This window comes from Pseudomonas sp. LAM2023 (assembly GCF_016620375.1).
Lineage (GTDB): Bacteria > Pseudomonadota > Gammaproteobacteria > Pseudomonadales > Pseudomonadaceae > Aquipseudomonas > Aquipseudomonas anuradhapurensis.
On the sequence record NZ_JAENHV010000009.1, the window covers coordinates 1,051,444 to 1,076,759 of the forward strand.

Sequence of the window (25,316 nt, forward strand, 5' to 3'; positions counted from 1 at the left end):
GCCTAGTCCTTGTCAGCATGGGTCATGGCTGTGTAGAACAGCCACGACACCAGCAGGATGATCAGGAAGTACACCAGCGAAAACGCCGCCGCCGGGCCCAGGTCGAACTGGCCCACGGCCATGCGCGTGAGGGTCTGGCTGAGGAAGGTGGTCGCATTGCCGGGCCCACCGCCGGTCAGCACGAAGGGCTCGGTGTAGATCATGAAGCTGTCCATGAAGCGCAGCATCACCGCGATCAGCAACACGTTCTTCAGCTTCGGCAACTGGATATGGCGGAACACCGCCCAGCCCGAGGCACGGTCGATGCGCGCGGCCTGGTAATACACGTCGGGGATGGCGCGCAGGCCTGAATAGCACAGCAGCGCCACCAGCGAGGTCCAGTGCCAGACGTCCATCACCAGCACGGTAAGCCAGGCGTCGAACGGGTTGCCGGCGTAGTTGTAGCTGACCCCCAGCTTGGCCAGGGTGGCGCCCAGCAGGCCGATGTCGGCACGGCCGAAGATCTGCCAGATGGTGCCGACCACGTTCCACGGGATCAGCAACGGGATGGCCATGATGATCAGGCACACCGACGCCATGCGCCCCTTGGTCGGCATGGTCAGGGCAATGGCGATGCCCAACGGGATCTCGATCAGCAGCACGCAGGCGGAATAGATGAACTGGCGCAGCAGCGCGTCATGCAGAGCCGGGTCGCGCAGTACCTGGCGGTACCAGTCGGCACCGACGAAGTAGCGGTTGGACTGGTCGAAAATGTCCTGCACCGAGTAGTTGACCACGGTCATCATCGGCACCACGGCACTGAACGCCACCAGCAGGAACACCGGCAGCACCAGCCACCAGGCCTTGTTGTTGGGCACCTTGTTCATGGCGCGACCTCCAGCAGCACATCGTCGAGGTACAGCATCAGCCACTGCGCCGGCAGGCTGACCCAGGCCTGGGTTACAGGCACTGGGCGGTCCTCGCCCTGGCGTGCCTTGAGCGCGACGCCACCCAGCTCGAGGGTGACGATGCGGTAGGTGCCCAGGTCCTCGACGTCCAGTACCCGCGCCGGGTAGGCATCCTCGAACGGGCTGTCCCACAGCTGCACGAACTCGGGGCGGATGCCGACCTGCAAGCGCCCGCCTGCCGTCGCCGCCAGGCGCTCGCGCAAGCCATCTGGCAGGGGCAGGTGGATATCACCGAAGCTCACCCCGTCGGCCTCGGCGCGCACCTCGATCAGGTTCATTCCCGGGCTGCCGATGAAATAGCCGACGAAGGTGTGCCGTGGCCGCTCGAACAGCTCGCGCGGGGTGCCGAACTGGACGATGCGCCCGCCGTGCATCACCGCGATCTTGTCGGCGAAGGTCGAGGCTTCCAGCTGGTCGTGGGTGACGTAGATCATGGTGATGTTGAACTGCTCGTGGATCTGCTTGAGCTTGCGCCGCAGCTTCCACTTCAGGTGCGGGTCGATCACCGTCAGTGGCTCGTCGAACAGGATTGCCGATACATCGTCACGCACCAGGCCACGGCCCATGGAGACTTTCTGCTTTTCGTCGGCGCTGAGGTTGCGGGCCTTCTTGCGCAACGCCGCGGTCAGGTCGAGCACCTCGGCAATCTCCTCCACCCGGGCGCGCACGCGGGCTTCGTCGAGCCCCTGGTTGCGCAGGGGAAACGCCAGGTTGTCGTATACCGACAGGGTGTCGTACACCACCGGAAACTGGAACACCTGGGCGATGTTGCGCGCCTGCGGCGGCAACTGGTTGACCGGCTTGCCATCGAACAGCACCTCGCCATGGGACGGCGTCAGCAGCCCGGAAATGATATTGAGCAAGGTCGACTTGCCACAGCCCGACGGCCCCAGCAAGGCATAGGCACCGCCCTGCTCCCACACATGTTCCAGTGCGTGCAGGGCATAGTCCGCCTCGCTGGCGGGCTGGCGGCTATAGCTGTGCGCCAGTTGGCGCAGACGGATTTCGGCCATCACCCTCTCCTTGCCTGGCGTAGCCCGGGGGCCTGCACCAACGCCCCGGCACTGTCGAACACGAACAGCTTGTGGGTGGGAATGAACACGCGGATCGGCGTGTCCACCTGGTATTCGTGCACCCCGGGCAAATGCAGGGTCATGCGCCAGTGGTCATTGCGCACATGCAGGAAAGTCTCCGAGCCACTGATTTCGGCAAGCTCGACCAGCACGGCCAGCTCCAGGTCATCGTCGTGGGCCGGCACCAGGCTGATGTGGCTGGGCCGTACGCCAAAGCGGTAGTCGCCTTCGGCCAGCGGCTGCAGGTCGGCATTGCGGGCAAAGTGCACGGCCTGGGCCAGGCTCACCTCGTTACCGCTGATACGGCCAGGCACCAGGTTGATCGGCGGCTCGGAAAACAGCTCGGCGGCCAGCACGCTGCCGGGGCGCTGGTAGACCTCGGCGGTAGGCCCACTCTGGACGATCCGGCCTTCGTGCACCAGCGTCGTGGTGCCGCCCAGCGCCAACGCCTCGTTGGGTTCGGTGGTGGCATACACGGCAATGCAGTGGCGCGCCGCGAACAGCTCGCGCAGTTCCTGGCGCAGGCCCTCGCGCAGCTTGTAATCGAGGTTGACCAGCGGCTCGTCGAACAGGATCAGCGAGGCATCCTTGACCAGCGCCCGGGCCATCGCCGTGCGCTGTTGCTGGCCACCGGACAGCTCCAGCGGCAGGCGCTGCAGGTAGGCTTCGATGCGCAGCATCTCGGCGGTTTCCTGTACCCGTCGACGAATCTCCGGCTCGGCCATGCGTGCCTGGCGCAGCGGCGAGGCGATGTTCTCGTACACGCTGAGGGTGGGGTAGTTGATGAACTGCTGATACACCATCGACACGTTGCGCAGGCGCACCGGCACGCCGGTCACGTCCTGGCCATCCATCAGCACGCGCCCACGGTCCGGGCGGTCGAGCCCGGCCATCAGACGCATCAGGCTGGTCTTGCCGGCCAGGGTACGGCCCAGCAATACATTGAACGAGCCGGGTTCGAAGCGCAGCGAGGCATCGACGATCCAGGCCTGGTTGTCGACGCTGCGACTGACCTGTTCCAGCACCAGGGACATGGCGTGGCCTTCTTGTGATTGTTGTCTGCCGGATACAGCCAGTTTCGTGCCAGTTACGCCGCGCCCGTCTGGCCCGCGCCCTGCCCGGCAGCCCAGTCAAGGCACGGGTTCACAAATGAACACAAGCGCTGAACAACTGAACACTCGCAGGTTTGACATTGAACAACTGTGAACAACACTGAACAGCGGTCGGTTCCATACAACAATCACACAGGACAGGCCCATGGCCGCTTCCGCTTCGACCCATGCCCAACTGATCCAGGCCTCCTGGACCCGCTGCCGCGACCACGGCCTGCAACCCCTGCACGCCCCGGACTTCGACTGCCTGACCCGCGCCGAACTGAGCGCCCTGCTGGAGCGGCGCCAGGCCCTGCTGCGCCTGACCCGCGAGGCGGTACTGCCGCATTACGCGCACCTGCTGGGCAATGCCAGCTACCTGGTGATGCTGGCCGATGCCAGCGGCTGCGTGCTCGACAGCTGGGGCTCGCGGCGCTTCATCGAACCGCGCCAGCAGCACGGTTTCAGCGCTGGCGCCCATTGGCACGAGCGCGGCGTCGGCACCAATGCCCTGGGCACCGCGCTGGTCTGCGCCGAGGCGATTCACGTCGGCCAGGACGAGCACTTCCTGCGGCAGAACCGCTACATGTCCAGCGCCGCCGCGCCACTGTTCGACGCGGCGCGGCAACTGGTCGGGGTGCTCGACGTGGCCAGCGATGGCTACCTGCCGGCCAGCCAGACGCTGGGCCTGGTGCGCATGATGAGCCAGAGCCTGGAAAACCGCCTGATCCTTGCCGAACATGGCGAGCGGCATGCCCAGCTGATGTTCAACAGCGCTTCCGACAACCTGGACAGTCCCTGGGCCGGCCTGCTGGTGTTCGATGAACAGGGCCAGGTGCTGGCGGCCAATCACCGGGCCGACAGCCTGCTCGGCGGCAACCCGCTGCGGCAGAATATCGAGCAGCTGTTCCAGTTGCCGCTGCAGCAGCTGTTCAGCCACCCCCGGCAACAGCCCTTCGCCTTGCAGGCCACCGGGCGCAATCGCTTCCATTGCCAATGGCAGCCGGCGCGCGAGGCCACTTGCCGCACCGCCAGCAGCAGCAGCAACACCGACCCGCGCCTGGACAAGGCCCTGGCGCAGGCCAGCCTGCTGCTGGAAAAGGACATCCCGGTGCTGGTGCAGGGGGAAACCGGCGTCGGCAAGGAAGTGTTCGTCGACACCTTGCACCGCGCCAGCAGCCGCGCCGGCCAGCCGCTGGTCGCGGTCAACTGCGCGGCAATCCCCGCCGAGCTGGTGGAGTCGGAGCTGTTCGGCTACGACAAAGGCGCGTTCACCGGTGCCCACCACAAGGGCAACCCGGGGCTGATCCGCAAGGCCGACCACGGCATCCTGTTCCTCGATGAAATCGGCGACATGCCGCTGCCTACCCAGGCCCGCCTGCTGCGCGTCCTGCAGTCACGCAGCATCCAGCCGCTGGGCAGCGGCGAGCCGGTAGCAGTGGATATCCGCGTGGTGTCGGCGAGCAACCGCGACTTGGCCGAAGAGGTGCGTGCCGGGCGCTTTCGCCAGGACCTATACTACCGCATCGCCGGGCTGGCAGTGCAGTTGCCGCCGCTGCGCGAACGCAGCGACCGGCGCCAGCTGATCGAGCAGGTGCATGCCCGCTACCGCGAACCGGGGCAGCCTGCACGGCTGCCGGCAGCCATTGTCGAGCTGTTCGATCAGCACCCTTGGCCAGGCAATATGCGTGAACTGGTGAGTGTGCTGCAGGTGGCGCTGGCCTTGGCCGGCAATGGCCCGGTCGGCCTGGAACACCTGCCTGCGGGCTTTCTCGCCGAGGCGCAGGTGCCTGTGCCGCAGGCGCCCGAAGCGGCAGACCTGGCAACGCTGATGCAGCAAACCAACGGCAACCTGTCCGCGGTGGCCCGCGCACTGGGGATCAGCCGTACCACGCTGTACAAGCGGTTGCGCCAGCGCTAGCCGCCGCGAACGCTGGCTTCGCCGCCGCCATCCAGCGCCCCGCCCGGTGCCGAGCGGGCCCAGGCCTGGCTCATGGCCGGCTGGCCTATCAAGGGTCGCGCCACTGCTTCGGCTGCCGGTAGGCCTGGGCCCAGCGCTGTACCTCACTGGCCGGCATCGGCCGGGCAATGCAGTAACCCTGGGCCAGTTCACAGCCCAGGCCCATCAGCACCCGGCCGTGCTCGACGCTCTCCAGCCCTTCGGCAATCACCTCGCGGCCAAATGCCCGCGCCAGGCCGATCACCGCCCGGGTCAGTGCGAGGTCGTCCTGGTCATGCAGGATGTCGCGCACGAACGACTGGTCGATCTTGATCGTCTGGGTCGGCAAACGCTTCAGGTAACTCAGCGACGAGTAGCCCGTGCCGAAGTCATCCAGGGAAAAGCGCACGCCCAGCGCGCGGCAAGCGTCGAGGCAGCGGCTGACGTGTTGCAGGTTGTCGATGGCCACCGATTCGACGATTTCCAGGTCCAACCGTGCCGGGTCCACCTCCGGGTATTCGGTCAGCAACTGGCGCAGGCGCTCGGCGAAGTCACTGCGCTGCAAATGCCGCGCCGCGATATTCACGCTCAACGACCAGGGCCGCCCTTCGCGCTGCCAGGCCTGCAACTGGCTCAGTGCCCTGTCGAGTACCCATTCGCCAATCTCGACGATCAGGTCGGTCTGTTCGACCCAGGGCAGGAAGTCGCCAGGCGGCACCAACCCTCGGCCCGGCCGCTGCCAGCGCAGCAACCCTTCGAAGCCCAGCACCTGGCCGCTGCGCAGGTTAACCTTGGGTTGGTAATACAGGCACAGCTCGTCGTTGTGCAGGGCCCGGCGCACCCGCGCCACGGTCTGGTGGGTGGCCTTGAGTTCCTGCTCCTGGCTCACGTCGAACAGGTGGTAGCGGTTGCGCCCACGCTGCTTGGCCACGTACATGGCCTGGTCGGCATGGCGCACCAGGGTGTCGGCATCCTCGTCGTCCTGCGGGTACAGGGTGACGCCGATACTGGCGCTGAGCGACAGGCGCTGATCGCGCACCACATACGGCGCCGCCAATGCCTGCAGCACGCGGCGCAGCGCGGCATGCAACTGGCGACCTTCGTCGACATCCCGCAGGATCAGCACGAACTCGTCGCCCGACAGCCGGGCCACGGCATCACCCTCGCGCAGGATGTGCTTCAGGCGCTGCGCCACTTCAACCAGCAACAGGTCACCCATGGCATGGCCGTAGCCGTCGTTGACCGCCTTGAAGCCATCCAGGTCGAGCATGCACACCGCCAGCGCAATGCCTTCACGGCGCGAACAGGCCAAGGCCTGGTTCAGCAGGTCGGACAGGTAGGCGCGGTTGGGCAAGCCGGTGAGCACATCGTGGCCGACCCGCCATTGCAGGGTATGCAGCAACTGGCGCTTCTCGGTGACATCGAAGCGGATCGACACGTACTTGCGCACCTGCCCGCTGAGCGGGTCGACCAGCGGCACCATGGTGCTGTCGACCCAGTACAACGCGCCATCCTTGGCGCGGTTGCAGATCTCGCCTTTCCATACCCGGCCGGCGGCCAGGGCCCGCCACATGCCGACGAAGAACGCCGGCTCGTGCAGGCCGGAATTGAGGATGCGGTGGTTGGCACCGAGCAGTTCCTCGCGGCTGTAACCCGAGATGGTGCAGAACTGCTGGTTGACGTAGGTGATGTTCCCGCGCAGGTCGGTTTCGGAAAAGATCGCGGCCGCGTCCACGGCCGCGCGATAGTTGTCATCCATAAAGCATCCTGCCTTAACGGTTGAAACGCTCCACAAGGGCACGCAATCCGGCGCACACCTCTTCCAGTTCGGCGCCGCGCGAGGCGGCGGCGTTGGCGCTGTGGGCGCTGTGCTGGGCGATGCCGGCCACGCCATTGATCTGCCTCGAGACATCTGCGGCCACAGCCGACTGCTGCTGCGAGGCCGTGGCCATCTGCTGGCTCATGGCGCTGATGCGCTGCACCGCTTCCCGGATGCCATGCAGCGCCTGGCGGGCTTCCTGCACCTGGGCGACGCCCTGCTCGGCACCGTCGATGCCCTGGCTGGCGATCGCCACGGCCTGCTCGGCACCACTGCGTAAAGCATCGATAATAGCCTGGATGTGCAGGGTCGACTGCCGGGTCTTGTCGGCCAGCGCCCGCACTTCATCGGCGACCACGGCAAAGCCGCGGCCCTGCTCGCCGGCACGGGCCGCCTCGATGGCGGCATTGAGCGCCAGCAGGTTGGTCTGCTCGGCGATGCCGCGGATCATGCCGGTGGCCTCGGCGATGGCACCGGTCTGGCCAGCCAGCTGGGTGACCGCCTGGTTGATCTGCGTCACGGTACCCGCCAGGGTGCGAATCGCCGCACCGCTGGCATCGGCCACCTGGCTGCCCTGCTCGGCCAGCAGGTGTGCGGTATGGGCTTCGGCAGCCGTCAGTTGCACATGGTTGGCCACCTCACCGATGGAAGCGGCCATCTGGTTCATGGCAGTGGCGCTCTGGTCGGTTTCCGCACGCTGCTCCAGCAACGCCGCTTCGGTGCTGCGTGACAACGCCCCGGCGTCATGGGCAGCCACGGCCATCTGTGCCGCCAGGTCACTCAGCCGGGTCAGCGCGGTCTTCAGCCGCGCCTCCTCGCTGATCAGCATCAGTTGCAGTTGGCCGGCAGCACCGGGCAGGTCGCTGTAGGTCAAGGCGGCGATCGGGTCGGCGAAGGTGCCGTCGGCGCCCTGTACCACGCGCTGCATCTGCCGCCCCACGGCATTGCGTGCCAACAGGCCATAGGCCAGGAACAGCCCCAGGGTCAGCCCCTGCGCCACCAGGCCTGGCCATAGCTGGTTGGCCCCCAGTGCCAGCCCCCCGGCTGCCAGCGGTGCGCCCAGGTCGCGCGCCAGCATGCTCGCGCGGCGTGACCAGGGCAGCACCGCCTGGCCGTTGCGCATGCGTGCATACAGGGCCTCGGCACGGGCCACCTGCTCACGCGTGGGGCACACCCGTACCGACTCATAGCCCACCACCCGCCCGGCTTCGAGGATCGGCGTGACGTAGGCGTTGACCCAGTAGTAATCGCCGTTGCGGCAGCGGTTCTTGACGATGCCCATCCAGCTCTTGCCAGCCTTCAGGTAGCGCCACATCAGCTCGTACACCGCTGGCGGCATGTCCGGGTGGCGCACCAGGTTGTGCGGGCTACCGATCAGTTCGGCCTCGCTGTAGCCGCTGATGGCGGCAAATTCAGGGTTGCAGTAGGTGATCAGGCTGGCCGTGTCGGTTGCGGAAATCAGCCGCTGATCAGAAGGGAAACGTTGCTCGACCGGGGTAACCGGGAGATTGAGACGCACTATGAGACTCCATTCATTTAAACGCCAGACGCCTGCTCGCGGACGATTGTCGGGTTAACACTCCCACAATCGGCCTCTTAGTGACTGCCCGGTCGCGCGCGGATTCTACGAGGTCAGCCGCATAAAGCAAATAAACCTTATGAATCATGGCGTTATCGAAAAAATTGAGGTCGGGCTGATGCTTGGCAAGCGGATTGCTACCTGTATCAGGTACCCCCTGAAGCTGGCCTGATTCGCATAAATGCCCTGTACGGCATGCACCGAACTAGAGCCCGGCGAGCTGAAACGCCCCAAACTGGTCAGACCGGTAAGGCCAAAAAACCTTGCAATGTGGGTTTTTTCGCGCTTTTATGGCTTCGCGCTGAACAAACCGGTAAGACCACAATAATTAAGTCCTGCGCTCTTTCGCCCCGTGCGGCTACCGAAGCAAGGACACCGATCAGAGATCCCTCCCATGCTCAAATGGTGCTCGCGTTCGATCTTCCTTCAAGTCGTGCTTGGCCTTGCCCTCGGCATCGCCTGCGGCCTCAGCTTCCCCGAGCTGTCCTTGCAACTGAAACCGCTTGGCGACGGTTTCATCAAACTGATCAAGATGCTCATCGGCCTGATCGTGTTCTGTGTGGTAGTCAGCGGCATCTCGGGCGCCGGCGACCTGAAGAAGGTCGGGCGCATCGGCCTGAAGTCGGTGATCTACTTCGAGGTGCTGACCACCCTGGCGCTGGTGATCGGCCTGGTGTTCGCCTTCAGCAGCGGTATCGGCAGCGGCGCCAATATCCACCTGGACCAGCTGTCCAGTGCCGACGCCAGCAGCCTGGCCGAGCGCGGCCAGCACATTCACGGGGCCACGGCGTTCTTCCTGGAGCTGATCCCCACCTCGGTGATCGGGGCCTTTGCTGACAACAACATCCTCCAGGTGCTGCTGTTCTCGGTACTGTTCGGCAGCGCGCTGAACCTGGTCGGCGATTCGGCCGCCGGCATCTCGCGGCTGATCAACGAACTGAGCCACGTGATCTTCCGCATCATGGGCATGATCGTGCGCCTGGCGCCGCTTGGCGTCTTCGGCGCCATCGCCTTCACTACCAGCAAGTACGGCCTGGAATCGCTGCAACACCTGGGCGGGCTGGTGGCGCTGTTCTACCTGACCTGTGCCGGCTTCGTGCTGATCGTGCTGGGTACGGTCATGCGCCTGTCGGGCCTGAGGCTGCTGCCGCTGATCAAGTACCTGCGCGAAGAACTGACCATCGTCCTTGGCACGGCCTCTTCCGACGCCGTGCTGCCACAGGTCATGCGCAAGCTTGAGCACCTGGGCATCGGCACCTCTACCGTTGGCCTGGTGATCCCCACCGGCTACTCGTTCAACCTCGATGGCTTTTCCATCTACCTGACCCTGGCCATCGTGTTCATCGCCAATGCCACCGGCACGCCGTTGGCCATGACCGACCTGCTGACCATCCTGCTGGTGTCGCTGGTGACTTCCAAGGGCGCTCACGGCATCCCAGGCTCGGCGCTGGTAATCCTCGCTGCCACGCTTACCGCCGTACCGGCGATCCCGGTGGTCGGCCTGGTGCTGGTGTTGGCGGTGGATTGGTTCATGGGCATCGGCCGGGCGCTGACCAACCTGATCGGCAACTGCGTGGCTACCGTGGCCATCGCCCGCTGGGAGAAGGACATCGACCTGGAGCGGGCGCACAACGTGCTGGACGGCAAACCTGGCTTCGCAGCCACGCCACGCAAGCAGCCCAACAACCATCAACAGGAATTCTGAGCGAACGTGGCCGGCACCGATGCCGGCCCTTCCAGGAGCAAACCGTGATCAGCTCATCGACCGTCGTCAACTCAGTGGTGGAAAAACTGCGCCAGGCCCTCGCCCGCGGCCAATGGCGCAGCGGCGACATGCTGCCGGGCCAGCGCGAGCTGGCCGAACAACTGGGCATCAGCCGCCCCAGCCTGCGCGAAGCGGTGACCGTGCTGGAAACCCTGGGCCTGGTGCGCTCGCTGCCGGGCAAGGGCGTGCTGGTGCTGGACGCCGACGCCGCTGGCCAGGAGCCAGGCCTGGACACCAGTGCCGCGGCCAGCCTGGCCGACGTGCTGGAGCTGCGCTACACCCTGGAACCATTCATCGTCGGCCTGGTGGCGCAATCAGCCAACAGCCAGGACATCGGCCAGCTGCGCCTGACCCTGATGGACATGCGCGAAGCATTGGAAGCCGCAGACAGCGAAGCCGGGGTCAGCGCCTACATTGCCTTCCACGAGGCGCTGTTCGCCCTGACCACCAACCCGATCTTCCAGAGCGTGGTGCAGCAGACCGGCAATGCCCTCAAGCAGAGTGCCGACATGCTGCGCAAATCGCCCGAGCACCTGGCTGCACGGCTACAGGAAAACGAAGCAGTGGTGCGTGCCATCCGCGAACGCAACAGCGCCCAGGCCAGTGCCCAGATGCGCCAGCACATCCTCGCCGAAGGCCTGCGCATGGGCATCGCCCTGAACATTCCGGACGAACACCCGCATCCATGACCCAGGAGAGCGACCATGAACGCCGCCCCTCACTTGCCGGCCCTGCTCGCGGCCGGCGAAACCCGCCTGTCGGCCGAGCAGATCTACCCGCGGCTGTTCGACGCCATTCTCGAACAGCGCCTGCCACCCGGCAGCCTCTTGCCCGAGCAGGCGCTGGGGCATGCGTTTGGTGTCAGCCGTACCGTGATCCGCCGCGTGCTCGGACGCCTGTCCGACCAGCAGGTGGTCGTGCAGCGCCCCAGCCACACCGCGCACCTGGCCACGCCTGACCCGGAACAGGCACGCCAGGTACTGAGTGCCCGGCGCCTGGCCGAAACCACGCTGATCACCCTGGCCGCGCAACGCGCCCGCCCGCTGCAGATTCGCCAGCTGCGGCAACTGGTGGAACGCGAGCGCCAGCACCATGAAAGCGGCGAGCGCTGCGCAGCGATCCGCCTGGGCGGGGAGTTCCACCTGAAACTGGCGCAGGTGGCCGCCAATGCACCACTGGCCCGGTTTCTCAATGGCCTGGTGCCGATGACCTCGCTGATCATCGCCCGCTACGAGTCGCCATGCTGTGACCACTGCGCGTGGCAGGAGCACGCGGCGATCATCGACGCCGTGGCGCAAGGCGATGCCGAGGCGGCCTTGACCCTGATGCACCAGCACCTCGACCGCCTGGAAGAAAAACTCGACCTGGAATGACCGGACCGCTGTGCGGCTCATCGCTGGCAAGCCAGCGCCTACCGCTGTTGCGCTGCGCTTGCAGTGACCGACAACCGTGTGGGAACTGACTTGCCGGCGATGGGCTGCACGGCAGCCCCTGGCCCCCAACCCTATACTCCAGGAACCACCCCAGCCTCTACCAGGGAAGCGTTTGCGTGAGCGCTCGAGTTTTCCTGATGCTGTGCCTGTTGCTGACCCTCGCCGGTTGCGCGGGCAAGCGCCCGCCTGCCCCGCCGCCACCGGTGGTACTCACTACCGCCACCTGGCAACGTATCGACCAGGAACTGATCGACGCCTCGGTCGGTGCCGCCGGTTCGGCCAACGACTATGCCCGGCGCTCCATGCGGGTGTGGAAGGAGCAGGTTCAGCAGCGCACCGAAAGCGACTTCATCCCTTGGTTCACCGGCTACTGGACCCAGCAATGGCTGACCCTCAAGGTGGCCTGGTACAAACTCGACAGCGGCGAAGGCCGGGAACCGGCAGAAAAGCGCCTGGCGTTGTACCTGCAGGAGCAGTACCACAAACGGGTCATCGAGCCAGTGGCCGAGCAGATCGACCCGGAGGGTATCCGCGACCGCGCCTGCGAGCTGTACCTGCAACTGCTCGGCCAGCAATTGCCCGCCATCATCGGCCGCTACAACGCCCCACCCGAGCAGTTCAGCCAACGCCTCAACCGTATTCCCGCCATCGCCCTGGGGCCGCCGGATGCGCGCAATGCCAGCCTGTATCAACTGCTGCGGGCCAAGTCGCTGGCCCAGCAACCGGCCTGGCAAGCCATGCGCCAGCATCTGCACCAGCAAGCCAGCAAAGGCCCCGGCCGGACCGATGCCGGGCTGAACTCGGTGGCTACCCAGGCCAGCGAAAAACTCGGCGCCACCTTGGCCCCGCGCGGCATCGCCAGTGCCGTGGCGTCGGCGGTAGGCAAGGTAGCCGGGGCGATGATCTCGATTGCCGCGGCCGGCTACGGGATCATGACCCATGACCGGGAACACCCGCAGATGGTCGAGCAGTTACGGGTCATCCTCAACGTGGCGTTGAACCAGGAATGGCAAGAGCTGATGGAGAACCGCCAGAGTGGTGCCATGGCGGGCGTGTATTACCTGTCGGGGCAAATCGAGGACAGCCTGCTGGCCAGTGCTCCGCGGCCGATCGACCAGCCGGTCGAACAGCAAGTGAAGCAGCAGCAGGAGCCGGTGATCATTCCCCTGTCGCCCTAGCGGCTGCCGGTACCGGCGCAAGCCACATCAGGCTGGCGCCATCGCCGACCTGGGCAAGCCGAAGATCCGGTCGAACGCCCAGTTGTAGGCAAAGGTGTAGCACGGCACCAGCACAATGAACGCCATGTCCACCAGCAATGCCTCCAGCAATGTCATGTCCAACCACCAGGCAATCAGCGGGATCAGGTAGACCACCAGCGTCAGCTGGAAGCCGATGGCATGTGCCAGTCGTCGCGCCACACTGCGCCCGCGCGTGACCTGGCGGCTTTCCCACCATTCGAACAAGGTGTTGTAGATCAGGTTCCAGAGCATGGCGATGGTGGTGATCATCACCGCCAGTGGCCCGGTATGCGCAGCCTCGGTGTCCGACAGATAGGCCAGCCCGAGGGTCGACATGCACAGCCCGATCAGTTCATAGAAGGTCACGTAGACCAGTTTGCGCCTGAGTCCTTGCACCCGGATTACCTCATGTTGTTGGAAAGCGATGGGGGCGATGATGCTTCATCGTGATTGACAGCAAAAGTCAGCAGCTGTCAGATCTGCTGACAGGAGTGCTGCCATGAACTTTTCCAGTGACAACATCCAGCTGTTTCTTGCCGTGCTCGACCGCGGTTCGTTTTCTGCCGCCGCACGGGCGCTGCAGCGCGTGCCGTCGGCGGTCAGCATGGCCATCGCCAACCTCGAGGCCGAACTGGGCTACAGCCTGTTCGAACGTGGCCCGCGCGAGGTCCGCCCGACTCCACGGGCCCTGGCCCTGGAGCCTCATGCCCGGCTGATCGCCGAGCAACTGGGGCTGCTCCAGGTGCACGCGCTGGAGCTGTCCCAAGGGCTGGAAAGCAGCCTGACCCTGGTCGTGGTCCCGGATATCGACCACCGCCCGGTGCTGGCCGCCATCGCTTGCCTCGGTGAACGCTATCCGCTGCTGGACATTGCCCTGCTCAGTGCCCCCCAGGAAGAAGCCCTGCAGCTGCTGGACAGCGGCCGTGCCGACCTCTGTGTAGCCTTTGCCGGGCTGCAGGTCGATGCCCGCCGTGGCTTCCAGCACATCGGCATGGAGTCGCTGGTGGCCACCCTGTCCCCTGCCCACCCAGCCCTGCGCGATGGGCGCATCCACTACCTAGAAGATCTGACCCGGGTGCGCCAGATCTTGGTGCGCAGCCGCGACCTGCCGCTGACCGACCCGCGCCCGCTGATCGGTGCCACGCACTGGTCCACTGACAGCTTCGACCTGGCCCTGCAGATGGTCGAGGCCGGCCTGGGCTGGGGCGACCTGCCGCTGTCGCGGGTTGCGCCGTTGCTGGCCAACGGGCGCCTGGTACGGCTGGATTTTCACAACACGCGCAACGAGTTGCAGTTGCCGGTGCACATCCTGTGGCGCAAGCAACACCCCCTGCAGCAGGCCGCACGCCTGTTGATCGAGCAGCTGTGTAGCCAGTGAATACCGTCTGTCGAAACCACCGTCAGAAATTTCTGTAGGCGCTTCAACCTTTTACCCCGTGAGCCGATATCCCTATCGATAGGTTCCGCAGTGTGTCATGAGCGCGCTGCGCCCTCCCCTCAATGGCCCAAGGTCTCGAAACATGAACCTGAAATTTCGCCACAAGATCCTGCTCAGTGCCTGCGGTGTCGTGGTCCTGGCATTCGCCTTGTTCACGCTCTACAACGACTACCTGCAGCGCAACACCATCCGCCAGAACATCGAAGCTTCGGTGCAGCAGTCCGGTGCACTGACCGCCAGCAGCGTGCAGAACTGGATGAGCGGGCGCATTCTGGTGCTGGAAAACCTGGCCCAGGACATTGCCGAGCAAGGTGCCGGTGACAACCTGGCCGGGCTGATCGAGCAGCCGTCCTATACGCGAAATTTCCTGTTCACCTACCTGGGCCAGGCCAACGGTGCATTCACCCAGCGCCCCAACGCACAGATGCCGGCCGGTTACGACCCACGCCAACGCCCGTGGTATGGCGCCGCAGCCGGCGCCGGGCAGACCGTCCTGACCGCCCCGTACCAAGGCGCCGTCGGCGGCCTGATGGTCACCATCGCCACCCCGGTGAAAAGCAAGGCCAATGGCGAGCTGACGGGTGTAGTCGGTGGTGACGTCACCCTCGACACCCTGGTCGAGATCATCAACTCGGTCGATTTCGGTGGCATCGGCCATGCCTTCCTCGCCGACAGCAATGGCCAGGTGATCGTCAGCCCGGACAAAGACCAGGTGATGAAGAATCTCAAGGACATCTACCCTGGCAGCAACCTGCGGGTGGCCGCCGGCATGCAGGATGTCACCCTCAATGGCCAGGACCGCATCATCTCCTTCGCCCCGGTGACCGGCCTGCCTTCGGCGCAGTGGTACATTGGCCTGTCGATCGACAAGGACAAGGCCTATGCCGCGCTCGGCCAGTTCCGCACTTCGGCGATCATCGCCATGCTGATCGCCGTGGCCGCCATCGGCGGCCTGCTCGGCTTGCTGATTCCGCTGCTGATGCGCCCGCTGACCACCATGGGCCGCGCCATGCGCGACATCGCCGAGGGCGAAGGTGACCTCACCCGCCGCCTGGCTGTACAAAACAAGGACGAATTCGGCGAACTGGCCAGCTCGTTCAACCGCTTCGTCGAACGTATTCATGCCTCCATCAGCGAAGTGTCCTCGGCTACCCGCCAGGTGCACGACTTGTCGGAGAAAGTGATCAACGCCTCGAACGCTTCGATCATTGGCTCTGAAGAGCAGAGCATGCGCACCAACAGCGTGGCTGCGGCGATCAACCAGCTGGGGGCCGCCACTCAGGAAATCGCCCGCAATGCCGCCGATGCCTCGCAGCACGCCAGCGGCGCCAGCGAGCAGGCCCATGGCGGCCGGGAAGTGGTCGAAGAGGCGATCAACGCCATGACCGCCCTGTCGCGGCGCATCAGCGAATCCTGCGCACAGATCGAAACACTCAATGCCAGCACCGACGAAATCGGCAAGATCCTCGACGTGATCAAGGGCATCTCGCAACAGACCAACCTGCTGGCGTTGAACGCTGCCATCGAGGCGGCCCGCGCCGGTGAAGCCGGGCGTGGCTTTGCCGTGGTGGCCGACGAGGTGCGCAACCTGGCGCACCGCACCCAGGAGTCGGCGGAAGAGATCCACCGCATGATCACCAGCCTGCAGGTCGGCTCGCGCGAAGCGGTGCACACCATGAACACCAGCCAGGTCTCCAGCGAGCAGACCGTGCAAGTGGCCAACCAGGCCGGCGAGCGCCTGGCCAGCGTGACCCAGCGCATTGGCGAGATCGATGGCATGAACCAGTCGGTGGCGACCGCTACCGAGGAGCAGACCGCCGTGGTCGAGAGCCTCAACCTGGACATCACCCAGATCAACGCGCTGAACCAGCAAGGGGTGGAAAACCTCAACGAAACCCTGCGCCATTGCGACCAACTGGCCCAGCAGGCAGGGCGCCTGAAGCAGCTGGTGGGCAGTTTCAGGATCTGACGGCGGATCAGGCGGCACGGGCTGCTGCCGCCCGTACCGCCCCTATCGCCGGCAAGCCAGCGCCCACAGTGACTGCAAATGACGTGCAGCCACTGCAACCGAGGTGGCTGGCTGGCCGGCGACAGGGCTGCCCAGCAGCCCTACACCACCGCTGCTTTCACAGCCCTGCCCCGCCGCACCCAGGCCAGCAACACCGCCGCCATCAGCACGAAGCCCAGATAGCCGAACAGCGGATACACTTCACCGACCAGGCTGATGAACCCCACCAGGCTGCAGCCGAACGCCACCAACCCGGTCGCCACCGAAGCCCAGCGGAACTTCGTCGTGCCCGCCGGCAACAGCCGCGAAAGGAACGAAAACAGCGTACCCACTGCGGTGTTGACGATCATGCCGAAGATGATCAGACACATCACCAGCCCCAGCAGCGGCGACACTTCACTGGCAATCGACAGCATCGGCATCGGCAGGTTGGCCACGCTGTCCAGGCGCGACAACAGCCCCGCACTCATCACCAGCATCAGGCCACCCAATGCCGCACCACCGAGCAAGCCGCCCCACATCGCGATGTTCTCGCCCTTGGCCGAGCCACCCAGAATGGCCAGGATCGGCGCACCGGCAACCACGTTGTAAGACACATAGAGGCACGCGCCCAGCAGCCAGTGACGAGCACCGGCCTGTTGCTGGCTGGCCAGCTGGTCGAGCTGGGCGAAGCTTTGCTCCCGGGTGAACACGGCATACAGCGCAATCGCCGACGCCACCAGGATCAGCAGCGGCGTGATGGCGCCAATCGCCAGTATCACCCTGCGCACGTCCAGGCACACGATGCCCACCACCACCAGCGTCACCAGCATGCTGCCGCTCAATGCCGGGATGCCGAACTGCTGCTCCAGCAAGGCGCCGCCACCCGCCAGCATGACCACGGTGACGGCGAACATGAAGAAGGTGATCAGCCAGTCGACGAACAGGCCCAGGTGACGGCCACAGATAGCCTGGATCACATCCTTGTGCGAGGTGGCCTGCTGGCGGTGGCCCAGCCCTGCCAAGGCCATGCCGAGCAACGTGAACAGGGCCGCGCTGACCAGTGCTCCAAGCAACCCCCAGACACCGAAATCGACGAAGAACAACAACAGTTCCCGCCCCGAGGCGAACCCCGCCCCCACGATCACGCCAACGAACGCGCCGGCAATCTTCAGCTGTTCTTGCATGTGCACCTCTGAATTTTATTGTTGTTGTGTCACTGGCAGCGCATTCCCTTGTAGCAGCGGGCTTGCGTCGCGATGAGCTGCAGAGCGGCCCCGGCACTTGGTGCTGCAAAGCTGGAATCCTGGGGCCGCTTCGCGACCCATCTCGCCACAAGGCCGCGCCTACACCCCCAGGTCAGCCCTCGCCGACGAATGCCTGCACTTCAATCTCCACATCCACCCCCAGCGCCAATGCCGAAGCCACGGTCGAACGCACTGGCAGCACCGCGCCGAAAAATTCCTTGTACACCTCGTTGAATCCGGCGAAGTGGCTCATGTCCGACAGCCACACCGTGGCCTTGACCACCTGGTCGAAACGCGCGCCGCAGGCCGCCAGACTTTCGCCGATACGCTCACAGGCCGCACGGGTCTGCGTCTGGATGTCACCACGCACCACTTCGCCGGCAGCGCTCATCGGCACCTGACCGGAGAGGAACAGAAAGCCGCCAGCCTTCACCGCACGGGAAAACGGGAATGGCAGGCTGCTGGGAAAACGCTGGATTTCATTACTCATGTGATACTCCTTTCAGGGTTGCTGGAAACGGGCCGGGGACAGGCGCTCGGGCGCCACGCCCTGGCTGACAAGTTCGGCGCACAGCGGTTGGCCAAGCAGCAGGTCGGCGGCCAGGCGCGAGGCGCCCGCAGCGGACTGGATGCCATAGCCACCTTGTGCCGCCAGCCAGAAAAACGCTGGCGCGTGCACATCGAAGCCGATTACCAGGTCACCGTCGGCGACGAACGAGCGCAGCCCGGCCCAGGTGTGGCTTGGCCGACGGATCGCCAGGGTGGTCATGCTTTCGATGTTGAAGATACCCAACGCCACGTCGAGTTCTTCGGGCGCGGCGTCCTGGGGTTCGACCGGGTCGGCATTGGCTGGCGAGCCCAGCAGTTGGCCGGCGTCGGGCTTGAAGTAGAAGCTTTCGTCGACGCCGATCACCGCCGGCCAGCGGGCGAAGTCCTGGTCTGCCGGGCCGGGGAAGGTGAACGCGCTGCGCCGGCACGGTTGCAGGCCGATCCGCGCCACGCCGCACTGCTCGGCGACGCGGTCGGCCCAGGCACCTGCGGCATTGACCAGCTGGCGCGCCTGCACCGAGCTGCCATCGCCCAGCTCAACCTGCCACAACTCATCCTGGTAGCACGCCCGGATCAGCTCGGCGTTGCAGCGCAACTCGCCACCGGCCCCGCGATAGCCACGCAGGAACCCCTGGTGCAGGGCGTGCACGTCCAGATCCATCGCCCCCGGCTCCAGCACCGCACCGGCCAGCGTCTCGCCACGCAGGCACGGCACCAGGGCCAACGCGGCATCGCGGTCGAGCAGGCTGACTTCGGTGCCGTTGGCCAGGTTCTGCGCATGGGCCTGCTCGAGCAGCCCGCGCTGTTCCAGGCTGGCCACATACAGGCAGCCACGCGGCTCCAGCAACGGGTGCTCGCAGAAGCCAGGCGGTGGCGCTGCGTAGAAGGCCCGGCTGGCGCGGGTCAATGCCTGGATCTGCGGGGTGCCGTAAGCCTCCATGAACATCGCTGCCGAACGCCCGGTGGAATGGTAGCCAGGCTGCGCCTCACGCTCGAGCAGCAGCACCTTCTGCTGACCCGCCAGGCGATAGCCCAGCGATGCTCCGGCGATACCGGCGCCAATGATCAGGGTGTCGTAGATAGTGTTCATGCACGCTCCTGTCGGTAATTATCATTTATGAGAATTCTAATATATGAGAATTTAGCCGCGTGCAAGTGCGCAAGGTAAGATAGCCGACCAACGACGCATGCCGAGAACCCGAATGCCCGCTGCCCTACCCCTGCTGGACCGTGCCATTGTCGGCCAGCGCCTGCGCCAGGTGCGAAAGACACGCCAGCTGACCCTCAAGCAATTGTCCGAGGCCAGTGGCGTACCTGTGTCCACCTTGTCGAAAATGGAACTGGCTCAGGTTTCGGTGAGCTACGAAAAACTCGCCGCCGCCGCCCGCGCGCTGAATGTCGACATTGCCCTGCTGCTGCGTGCCGGTGGCACGGTCGCCGCTCCGGCACCGGTGACCGTAGTGGTCGACTCGCTGCCGACGGCGGCGGGCTACTCGACCGGCACCTATGACTATCACCCGATCGCTGGCGACTTTCCCGAGCGCCGCATGACGCCGGCCTATGCCCGCATCATTGCGCGCGAACGTGGGCAGTTCGATGATTTCATCCGTCACCCCGGACAAGAGTTCGCCGTGGTACTGAGCGGGCGCGTGCGCATCGAGTTCGAAACCGGCGAAGCGGTGAGCATCGGGCCACAGGAGACTGCGTATTTCGACAGCCAGGTGGGGCACATCTACCTGTCGGAAAGTGATGACGGCGGCGATGCGCATGTGATGGTGGTGATGACCGATCGCTGAGTTGCCCTGATCCGCATGACTGACCTGTTGAAACTGCCCTGGCCGCCTGGGCGAGGCCAGCCGCGGTTATAACCTAATAACGAACAAGTCTATTTGGCTATAAAAAAATCTATATGCTGGCTGCATCCGATAACGGGCAAAGTTGGGCGGTCGAGTAGCGTATGGATGTAGGTTCTTTCGGTTTCACCATTGCGGGCCTGATCGTGGGTTTCATCGTCGGCATGACCGGCGTCGGCGGCGGCTCGCTGATGACCCCGATCCTGTTGTGGTTTGGCATCAGCCCGGCAACGGCAGTCGGTACCGACCTGCTGTATGCCGCCGTCACCAAGGCCAGTGGCGTCTGGGTGCATGCGCGTAACCACAACGTCGACTGGAAGATCACTGGCCTGCTGAGCCTCGGCAGCGTGCCCGCAGCGGCGCTGACCTTGTGGTTCCTCAGTACCTTGCATACCGACACTTCGGCGCTCAACGCGATCATCAAGCAAGGCCTGGCGGTGGTGCTGATCCTCACCGCGTTGGCCATCCTGTTCAAATCGCGCCTGCAAGCCTTCGCCAGCCGTCATGCCGGCGACCACTATCACCTCAGCGACCGCAGCCTGAACATCCTCACCATACTCACCGGCGTGGTGCTGGGGGTGATGGTTACCCTCACCTCCATCGGTGCCGGCGCACTGGGTACCGTGGCGCTGTTCCTGCTGTACCCGTTCCTGGTCACCCGCCGCCTGGTCGGTACCGAAATCGCCCACGCCGTGCCACTGACCCTGGTGGCGGGCCTGGGCCATGCGGGCATGGGCAACATGGACTGGTCGCTGCTGGGTTACCTGCTGCTGGGCTCGCTGCCGGGCATCTACCTGGGCAGCCATCTCACCGGGCGGATTTCCGACCGCGTGCTGCGCCCGTGCCTGGCGGCGATGCTGCTGCTGATCGGCTACAAGCTGGCGTTCTGAGCCTCATCCCAGGCGCAGGCGCCACTGCCCGGTAAAGCTCAGGTCCAGGCGCGACAGCGGTAACACATCGATCCGCTGGCCAGCACCCGGCGGGCAGCCGAGCACCTGCACCAGCACTGCGCGCATGTTCATCGGGTGGGTGATTGCCATCCATTCACCTGGCCTGTCGAAGGCCGCCAGCCAGGCGGCCATGCGCTGGCAAAGCGCGACAAACGACTCGCCACCGTGCACATCACTGGCCGGATCCTGCAGCCATTCGGCCAGAGCCTGCGGTTGCTCGGCCTGCAACTGCTTCAACGGCAACCCGCGCCAACGCCCCAGGTCGCAATCGGCCAGCGCTGGCTCGACCTCTACCCGCCCTGGCAACAATGCCGCTGTTTGGTACGCTCGCCGCTCTGGCGCGGTCAGCACCGACACCCTGCTAAGGTCAGCGAAAGGCGGTGCAACCAACGGCAGGATAGCGTCGTCGCTGTGGTGGAGACGCCCGCTCTTCTGGGCCTGGGTCAGGGCATGGCAGATCAGGGTCAGGCGGACGGCTTTCACCGGGCATCTCTCGTTGGTGGCAGGGGTGCATGGTTTAGCATGCCGAGACAATTCTTGCCGCAACAATCGTGGCCGGCAACCACCGGTGTGGCGTGCAGCACGTCGTGTGCGCCAATCGCAATTTGCATCCTGCCCGCCGCCTCCTACAGTTGGGAGCGTAGCGACCCTGCAGAGCCCACCATGCATAGCCACCAACCAAGCCGCCCCCGGGGCGCCGGCAAACACCTGCTGAAAATCCCCCGTAGCGTCTGGGCGCTGGGCTTCGTTTCGATGTTCATGGATATTTCTTCGGAGATGATCCACGCCCTGCTGCCGTTGTACATGGTCACGGTGCTCGGCACTTCGGTGGTCGCCGTGGGCGTTATCGAGGGCATCGCCGAAGCGACGGCCGCGATCACCAAAGTGTTTTCTGGAGCCCTGAGCGACCGCCTGGGCAAGCGCAAGCTGCTGACGGTGCTGGGCTATGGCCTGGGGGCGCTGACCAAGCCGGTGTTTCCCTTGGCTGCGGGTTTGGGGTGGCTGGTCGCGGCGCGCTTCGTCGACCGCGTGGGCAAGGGTATTCGCGGGGCGCCGCGGGATGCGCTGGTGGCTGATGTCACCCCGGCGGAACTGCGCGGTGCGGCCTTCGGCCTGCGCCAGGCGCTCGACACGGTTGGCGCCTTTCTGGGGCCATTGCTCGCCATCGCATTGATGTGGATGACGGCGAGCCATTTCCAGACAGTGTTCTGGGTGGCGGTGCTCCCGGCGTTCGCGGCGGTGTACATCCTCATCGCCTTCGTCCACGAGCCTGAAACGCCGGCCACCCCCAGGCCGCTGCGTTCACCGCTGGCACTGCACGCACTGGTTCGCCTGGGGCCGGCCTATTGGCGGCTGATCGGCCTGGCCACGCTGTTCACCCTCGCCCGCTTCAGCGAGGCGTTCCTGCTGTTGCGCGCACAGGACATGGGCCTGGCGCCGCTGTGGGCCCCGGCGGTGCTGGTGCTGATGGCGCTGGCCTACTCGCTGTCGGCCTATCCCGCCGGGGCCCTGTCGGACCACATGGGCCGGCGAGCCGTATTGATGATGGGGTTGGGCCTGCTGATCGCCGCCGACCTGCTGCTGGCCCTGCTGCCCGGCTGGAGCGGGCTTGCTCTGGGAGTTGCCGCCTGGGGCCTGCACCTGGGTTTCAGCCAAGGCATCTTTGCCGCGATGATTGCCGACAGCGCCCCGGCCGACCTGCGCGGTACAGCCTTCGGGCTGTTCAACCTGCTGACGGGGGTGGCGCTGCTGGCGGCCAGCGTGGTGGCCGGGCTGCTGTGGGACGGTGCCGGGTTCCAGGCAACCTTCCTGGCCGGCGCGGGCTTTGCCAGCGCCACCCTGCTGGGCGTGGCGTTGTTACGCTGAGCCCAGCAGGCGGCCAGATCATGGCTATGCGCGCTGAACGGCCCTACACCAGCGCCGGGTGCTGCTCCAGTAACGACCAACCACCCTGCCCGTCCACTTCCAGGCGATGGGTATGGAACCCCGCCAACGTGCTGCGATGCCCGACACTGACCAGCAAGGTGCTCGGCATTTCCGTACGCAACAGCGCGTACAAGGCATGCTCGAGCCCTTCGTCCATTGCCGAAGTGGACTCGTCGAGGAACACCACTTGGGGCCGGTTGAACAGGACCCGCGCGAACGCCAGGCGCTGCTGTTCCCCGACCGAAAGAATGTGTGACCAGTCACAATTGACCTCCAACCGCTCGGCCAGGTGGGCAAGGTTGACCTGGCACAACACCTGCTGCATCCGTGGTGCGTCTTCCGGGTTGCCAGCCTCCGGGTAGGCGATGACGGTGCGCAGATCACCCAGCGGCAGGTACGGGCGCTGCGACAGGAACAGGGCCTGATGGCCCAGCGGCCGCCTGACCGCGCCTTCGGCATACGGCCACAGGCCGGCCAAGGCACGCAGCAGCGTGGTCTTGCCGCTACCCGACGGGCCCTTGATCAGCAGCGCCTGGCCGGCACGCAGGTCAAGCTCCAGGTCGGCGATAAGGGTATGCCCGTCCGGGCGCAGCACCTGCAGGCCTGCAATCTCCAGGGCCTGTGCTTGGTCCTGGGTGGTGACACGTGGCAAGGCGCTTGCCTGCGCGTTGGCATCGAGGAAGCCGGTAAGACGGTCAAGGGTCGCCCGGTACTGGGCGAACGCATCATACGATTCGCGGAAGAACGACAGTGAATCCTGCACCTGGCCAAAGGCCTGGGAGGTCTGCATGACATCACCCAGCTTGATCGCACCGCTGAAGAAGCGCGGGGCCTGGAGAATGAACGGGAAGACCACCGCCACCTGGCTGACCCCCAGGTTGAACCCACTGAACTTGAGGTTTCGGTAAACCAGCGCCCAGGCATTCACGATCAAGGCGCCAAAGCGGCCCAGCAAAGTGCGTCGCTCGACCTGCGCGCCCTGATAGAAGGCGATGTTCTCGGCATTTTCGCGCAGGCGCATCAATGCATAACGGAAGTTCGCGGTGAGCTTCTCGTTGAGGAAGTTCAGGCGAATCAGCGGGCGCCCGAGGCGGAAGGCAATCCAGGTGGCGACGATGACATACAGATACACGGCGAACACCATTGCCCGGGGGATCTCCATGCCGGCGACCGCCAGCGGGGCGGACAGCCCCCAGAGAATCCCGGTGAAGGCCACCAGCGACACCAGCGCGCTGACCGCGCCCAGTGCCAGGGTCACCGAGTTGCTGACGAAGGCGTTGACGTCCAGCTCGATACGCTGGTCGGGGTTGTCTACCGGCTCAGCGAGGAACTGGCCGCGGTAGTAGGCATCGCCCTGCATCCAGTCGTGGGTCAGACGCTCGGTCAGCCACACCCGCCATTTGATGCTGAACGCCTGGCTTACATAAAAGTTGAACAGCGAGCGCAGCACATGGATGGTGGCCAACACTGCGAAGACGCCGAGCAGGTACCAGAAGGCCGCTTGGTCAAGGCCCTGCAAGGCGCTGTAGAAGCCGTTGTACCAGAACGAGAACAGCACGTTCAGGCGCACCGAGAATAACGTCAGCACGAGGAGCAGTGCGAACACCAGCAGCGGCCGCCAGCTGCGCCTGAAATTGAAATAGGGCCCGGCAAGCTGCCAGAACTGGCTGCCCCAGCGCGTGAAGCGCACGGCCAGTGTGGCGGCTGCAGCAAAGCAGACAAGGGTGGTGAACGAGGCGATTGCCAGCCAGCTCAGGCTCTCTTGCAGGGCCTGGTGCCAGTTCATTTCCATGGTGGGTTTCCGTGCTGAGTGTTTCCGCGAGCGTAACATTGTGCGCGGATTCATCAGACCAAAATGACGCACTTTTCATGATTGCGGTTGCTGTGCGTGCTTGGTGTGGGTACGCGAATATTGCCCAGCGCTGTAGGAGCGGCCTTGCGTCGCGATCGGTGCAGGAGCGGCTTTAGCCGCGAAACAGGCGACGCGGTTTGCCAGGTAGATAGGGGTTGCAGGGTGGCGGCCGCTGTGCGGCCGATCGCGACGCAAGGCCGCTCCTACAAGGTCGCGCTGGTTTTGCCGGCGCAAAGACAAAACCCCTACCTGCATGCGCAGATAGGGGTTTTGCGAAATGAATCTTGACGATGACCTACTCTCACATGGGGAAGCCCCACACTACCATCGGCGATGCATCGTTTCACTACTGAGTTCGGGATGGGATCAGGTGGTTCCAATGCTCTATGGTCGTCAAGAAATTCTGTTGCCAGAAGGTCTTGGTAGACACTCCAGCGAATTCGGATATGTGATATGTGTGGTTCGTTGCGAACTTTCGGTTCGTATCATCTTCACCACCGCAATCTGCGTCAGCAAATTGCTTGGGTGTTATATGGTCAAGCCTCACGGGCAATTAGTATTGGTTAGCTCAACGCCTCACAGCGCTTACACACCCAACCTATCAACGTCGTAGTCTTCGACGGCCCTTCA

General features: G+C 64.9%; 21 protein-coding genes, 2 rRNA genes and 2 pseudogenes. 11 read left to right on the forward strand and 14 right to left on the reverse strand.

The features are described 5' to 3' along the window. Nucleotides 1-2 precede the first annotated feature (2 nt). The 3 genes from JKP78_RS04930 to JKP78_RS04940 are packed head-to-tail and all read right to left on the reverse strand — an operon-like array spanning nucleotide 3 to nucleotide 3,054. Nucleotides 3-866 carry a carbohydrate ABC transporter permease gene (locus JKP78_RS04930; protein WP_186690267.1) on the reverse strand — a complete coding sequence of 288 codons (864 nt, stop codon included), beginning with the start codon at nucleotides 864-866 and terminating at the stop codon, nucleotides 3-5. Next, nucleotides 863-1,960, reverse strand: coding sequence for an ABC transporter ATP-binding protein (locus JKP78_RS04935; RefSeq protein WP_170029198.1), 1,098 nt, complete (start codon nucleotides 1,958-1,960; stop codon nucleotides 863-865). The genes JKP78_RS04930 and JKP78_RS04935 overlap by 4 nt, the downstream gene beginning before the upstream one ends. Further along, complete coding sequence (locus JKP78_RS04940) at nucleotides 1,960-3,054, reverse strand: ABC transporter ATP-binding protein (protein ID WP_186690271.1); 1,095 nt, start codon at nucleotides 3,052-3,054, stop codon at nucleotides 1,960-1,962. The genes JKP78_RS04935 and JKP78_RS04940 overlap by 1 nt, the downstream gene beginning before the upstream one ends. 223 nt (nucleotides 3,055-3,277) lie before the next feature. Between JKP78_RS04940 and JKP78_RS04945 the strand changes: the two genes are divergently transcribed. Continuing rightward, on the forward strand, nucleotides 3,278-5,032 hold the full coding sequence (locus JKP78_RS04945) for a sigma-54-dependent Fis family transcriptional regulator (protein ID WP_200626144.1): 1,755 nt from the start codon (nucleotides 3,278-3,280) through the stop codon (nucleotides 5,030-5,032). 88 nt (nucleotides 5,033-5,120) lie between these two features. Here the strand turns inward: JKP78_RS04945 and JKP78_RS04950 are convergent, their stop codons facing one another. From JKP78_RS04950 to JKP78_RS25355, 3 genes and pseudogenes are all read right to left on the reverse strand, one after another. Next, nucleotides 5,121-6,809 (reverse strand): putative bifunctional diguanylate cyclase/phosphodiesterase, encoded by a 1,689-nt coding sequence (locus JKP78_RS04950; protein WP_186690275.1) that lies wholly within the window; start codon nucleotides 6,807-6,809, stop codon nucleotides 5,121-5,123. A 13-nt stretch (nucleotides 6,810-6,822) separates the two neighbouring features. After that, nucleotides 6,823-7,992 carry a methyl-accepting chemotaxis protein gene (locus tag JKP78_RS04955; protein WP_442793964.1) on the reverse strand — a complete coding sequence of 390 codons (1,170 nt, stop codon included), beginning with the start codon at nucleotides 7,990-7,992 and terminating at the stop codon, nucleotides 6,823-6,825. A 114-nt stretch (nucleotides 7,993-8,106) separates the two neighbouring features. After that, nucleotides 8,107-8,388, reverse strand: a pseudogene (locus tag JKP78_RS25355) (PAS domain-containing protein); the annotation flags it as partial. Nucleotides 8,389-8,842: 454 nt separating this feature from the next. Between JKP78_RS25355 and JKP78_RS04960 the strand changes: the two are divergent. The 4 genes from JKP78_RS04960 (at nucleotide 8,843) to JKP78_RS04975 (ending at nucleotide 12,824) form a co-directional block, all read left to right on the forward strand. Beyond that, complete coding sequence (locus JKP78_RS04960) at nucleotides 8,843-10,153, forward strand: C4-dicarboxylate transporter DctA (protein ID WP_170029193.1); 1,311 nt, start codon at nucleotides 8,843-8,845, stop codon at nucleotides 10,151-10,153. 44 nt (nucleotides 10,154-10,197) lie between these two features. Further along, nucleotides 10,198-10,902 carry a FadR/GntR family transcriptional regulator gene (locus JKP78_RS04965; protein WP_186690279.1) on the forward strand — a complete coding sequence of 235 codons (705 nt, stop codon included), beginning with the start codon at nucleotides 10,198-10,200 and terminating at the stop codon, nucleotides 10,900-10,902. A gap of 15 nt (nucleotides 10,903-10,917) precedes the next feature. Then, complete coding sequence (locus JKP78_RS04970) at nucleotides 10,918-11,586, forward strand: GntR family transcriptional regulator (RefSeq protein ID WP_186690281.1); 669 nt, start codon at nucleotides 10,918-10,920, stop codon at nucleotides 11,584-11,586. A gap of 176 nt (nucleotides 11,587-11,762) precedes the next feature. Next, nucleotides 11,763-12,824, forward strand: coding sequence for a hypothetical protein (locus tag JKP78_RS04975; protein WP_186690283.1), 1,062 nt, complete (start codon nucleotides 11,763-11,765; stop codon nucleotides 12,822-12,824). Between the two features lie 27 nt (nucleotides 12,825-12,851). Here the strand turns inward: JKP78_RS04975 and JKP78_RS04980 are convergent, their stop codons facing one another. Next, the gene (locus JKP78_RS04980; protein WP_186690285.1) at nucleotides 12,852-13,280 is read right to left on the reverse strand and encodes a PACE efflux transporter; all 429 of its coding nucleotides are present in this window, start codon (nucleotides 13,278-13,280) and stop codon (nucleotides 12,852-12,854) included. Between the two features lie 103 nt (nucleotides 13,281-13,383). On the opposite strand from JKP78_RS04980, the gene JKP78_RS04985 reads away from it, so the two are divergent. The 3 genes and pseudogenes from JKP78_RS04985 (at nucleotide 13,384) to JKP78_RS25365 (ending at nucleotide 16,291) form a co-directional block, all read left to right on the forward strand. Next, the gene (locus tag JKP78_RS04985) at nucleotides 13,384-14,262 is read left to right on the forward strand and encodes a LysR family transcriptional regulator (protein ID WP_186690287.1); all 879 of its coding nucleotides are present in this window, start codon (nucleotides 13,384-13,386) and stop codon (nucleotides 14,260-14,262) included. Between the two features lie 142 nt (nucleotides 14,263-14,404). Next, nucleotides 14,405-15,436: pseudogene (mcpA, locus tag JKP78_RS25360) on the forward strand (methyl-accepting chemotaxis protein McpA); the annotation flags it as partial. Between the two features lie 114 nt (nucleotides 15,437-15,550). Next, nucleotides 15,551-16,291, forward strand: a complete 741-nt coding sequence (locus tag JKP78_RS25365) for a methyl-accepting chemotaxis protein (protein ID WP_420831052.1) — start codon at nucleotides 15,551-15,553, stop codon at nucleotides 16,289-16,291. A gap of 140 nt (nucleotides 16,292-16,431) precedes the next feature. Here the strand turns inward: JKP78_RS25365 and JKP78_RS04995 are convergent, their stop codons facing one another. From JKP78_RS04995 to JKP78_RS05005, 3 genes are all read right to left on the reverse strand, one after another. Then, entirely contained in the window at nucleotides 16,432-17,496 is a 1,065-nt protein-coding gene (locus JKP78_RS04995; protein WP_170029186.1) for a YkvI family membrane protein, read from the reverse strand. A gap of 172 nt (nucleotides 17,497-17,668) precedes the next feature. Then, nucleotides 17,669-18,046, reverse strand: coding sequence for a RidA family protein (locus tag JKP78_RS05000; RefSeq protein ID WP_200626146.1), 378 nt, complete (start codon nucleotides 18,044-18,046; stop codon nucleotides 17,669-17,671). Nucleotides 18,047-18,058: 12 nt separating this feature from the next. After that, complete coding sequence (locus JKP78_RS05005; protein ID WP_200626147.1) at nucleotides 18,059-19,195, reverse strand: NAD(P)/FAD-dependent oxidoreductase; 1,137 nt, start codon at nucleotides 19,193-19,195, stop codon at nucleotides 18,059-18,061. 112 nt (nucleotides 19,196-19,307) lie between these two features. Here JKP78_RS05005 and JKP78_RS05010 point away from each other — a divergent pair, with 112 nt between their 5' ends. Continuing rightward, nucleotides 19,308-19,901, forward strand: coding sequence for a helix-turn-helix domain-containing protein (locus JKP78_RS05010; RefSeq protein ID WP_170029183.1), 594 nt, complete (start codon nucleotides 19,308-19,310; stop codon nucleotides 19,899-19,901). Nucleotides 19,902-20,062: 161 nt separating this feature from the next. Beyond that, a complete protein-coding gene (locus JKP78_RS05015) occupies nucleotides 20,063-20,848 on the forward strand; it encodes a sulfite exporter TauE/SafE family protein (RefSeq protein WP_170029182.1) in 786 nt (261 codons plus the stop codon). A 3-nt stretch (nucleotides 20,849-20,851) separates the two neighbouring features. Here JKP78_RS05015 and JKP78_RS05020 read toward each other — a convergent pair whose 3' ends face one another. After that, on the reverse strand, nucleotides 20,852-21,391 hold the full coding sequence (locus tag JKP78_RS05020) for a histidine phosphatase family protein (protein WP_186690298.1): 540 nt from the start codon (nucleotides 21,389-21,391) through the stop codon (nucleotides 20,852-20,854). 180 nt (nucleotides 21,392-21,571) lie between these two features. On the opposite strand from JKP78_RS05020, the gene JKP78_RS05025 reads away from it, so the two are divergent. Further along, complete coding sequence (locus JKP78_RS05025) at nucleotides 21,572-22,774, forward strand: MFS transporter (protein WP_234454506.1); 1,203 nt, start codon at nucleotides 21,572-21,574, stop codon at nucleotides 22,772-22,774. A 43-nt stretch (nucleotides 22,775-22,817) separates the two neighbouring features. Here JKP78_RS05025 and JKP78_RS05030 read toward each other — a convergent pair whose 3' ends face one another. The 3 genes from JKP78_RS05030 to JKP78_RS05040 all read right to left on the reverse strand — a co-directional run. Continuing rightward, complete coding sequence (locus JKP78_RS05030; RefSeq protein WP_186690300.1) at nucleotides 22,818-24,626, reverse strand: ABC transporter ATP-binding protein/permease; 1,809 nt, start codon at nucleotides 24,624-24,626, stop codon at nucleotides 22,818-22,820. A gap of 342 nt (nucleotides 24,627-24,968) precedes the next feature. Further along, nucleotides 24,969-25,084 (reverse strand): 5S ribosomal RNA (rrf, locus tag JKP78_RS05035). A gap of 134 nt (nucleotides 25,085-25,218) precedes the next feature. After that, nucleotides 25,219-25,316 (reverse strand): 23S ribosomal RNA (locus tag JKP78_RS05040); the annotation flags it as partial.

Coding starts and splice junctions, on each gene's coding strand:
- JKP78_RS04930 (WP_186690267.1), bottom strand. CDS start 866: ATGAACAAGGTGCCCAACAACAAGGCCTGGTGGCTGGTGCTGCCGGTG.
- JKP78_RS04935 (WP_170029198.1), bottom strand. CDS start 1,960: ATGGCCGAAATCCGTCTGCGCCAACTGGCGCACAGCTATAGCCGCCAG.
- JKP78_RS04940 (WP_186690271.1), bottom strand. CDS start 3,054: ATGTCCCTGGTGCTGGAACAGGTCAGTCGCAGCGTCGACAACCAGGCC.
- JKP78_RS04945 (WP_200626144.1), top strand. CDS start 3,278: ATGGCCGCTTCCGCTTCGACCCATGCCCAACTGATCCAGGCCTCCTGG.
- JKP78_RS04950 (WP_186690275.1), bottom strand. CDS start 6,809: ATGGATGACAACTATCGCGCGGCCGTGGACGCGGCCGCGATCTTTTCC.
- JKP78_RS04955 (WP_442793964.1), bottom strand. CDS start 7,992: ATGCGCAACGGCCAGGCGGTGCTGCCCTGGTCACGCCGCGCGAGCATG.
- JKP78_RS04960 (WP_170029193.1), top strand. CDS start 8,843: ATGCTCAAATGGTGCTCGCGTTCGATCTTCCTTCAAGTCGTGCTTGGC.
- JKP78_RS04970 (WP_186690281.1), top strand. CDS start 10,918: ATGAACGCCGCCCCTCACTTGCCGGCCCTGCTCGCGGCCGGCGAAACC.
- JKP78_RS04985 (WP_186690287.1), top strand. CDS start 13,384: ATGAACTTTTCCAGTGACAACATCCAGCTGTTTCTTGCCGTGCTCGAC.
- JKP78_RS25365 (WP_420831052.1), top strand. CDS start 15,551: ATGCGCACCAACAGCGTGGCTGCGGCGATCAACCAGCTGGGGGCCGCC.
- JKP78_RS04995 (WP_170029186.1), bottom strand. CDS start 17,496: ATGCAAGAACAGCTGAAGATTGCCGGCGCGTTCGTTGGCGTGATCGTG.
- JKP78_RS05000 (WP_200626146.1), bottom strand. CDS start 18,046: ATGAGTAATGAAATCCAGCGTTTTCCCAGCAGCCTGCCATTCCCGTTT.
- JKP78_RS05005 (WP_200626147.1), bottom strand. CDS start 19,195: ATGAACACTATCTACGACACCCTGATCATTGGCGCCGGTATCGCCGGA.
- JKP78_RS05010 (WP_170029183.1), top strand. CDS start 19,308: ATGCCCGCTGCCCTACCCCTGCTGGACCGTGCCATTGTCGGCCAGCGC.
- JKP78_RS05015 (WP_170029182.1), top strand. CDS start 20,063: ATGGATGTAGGTTCTTTCGGTTTCACCATTGCGGGCCTGATCGTGGGT.
- JKP78_RS05025 (WP_234454506.1), top strand. CDS start 21,572: ATGCATAGCCACCAACCAAGCCGCCCCCGGGGCGCCGGCAAACACCTG.
- JKP78_RS05030 (WP_186690300.1), bottom strand. CDS start 24,626: ATGGAAATGAACTGGCACCAGGCCCTGCAAGAGAGCCTGAGCTGGCTG.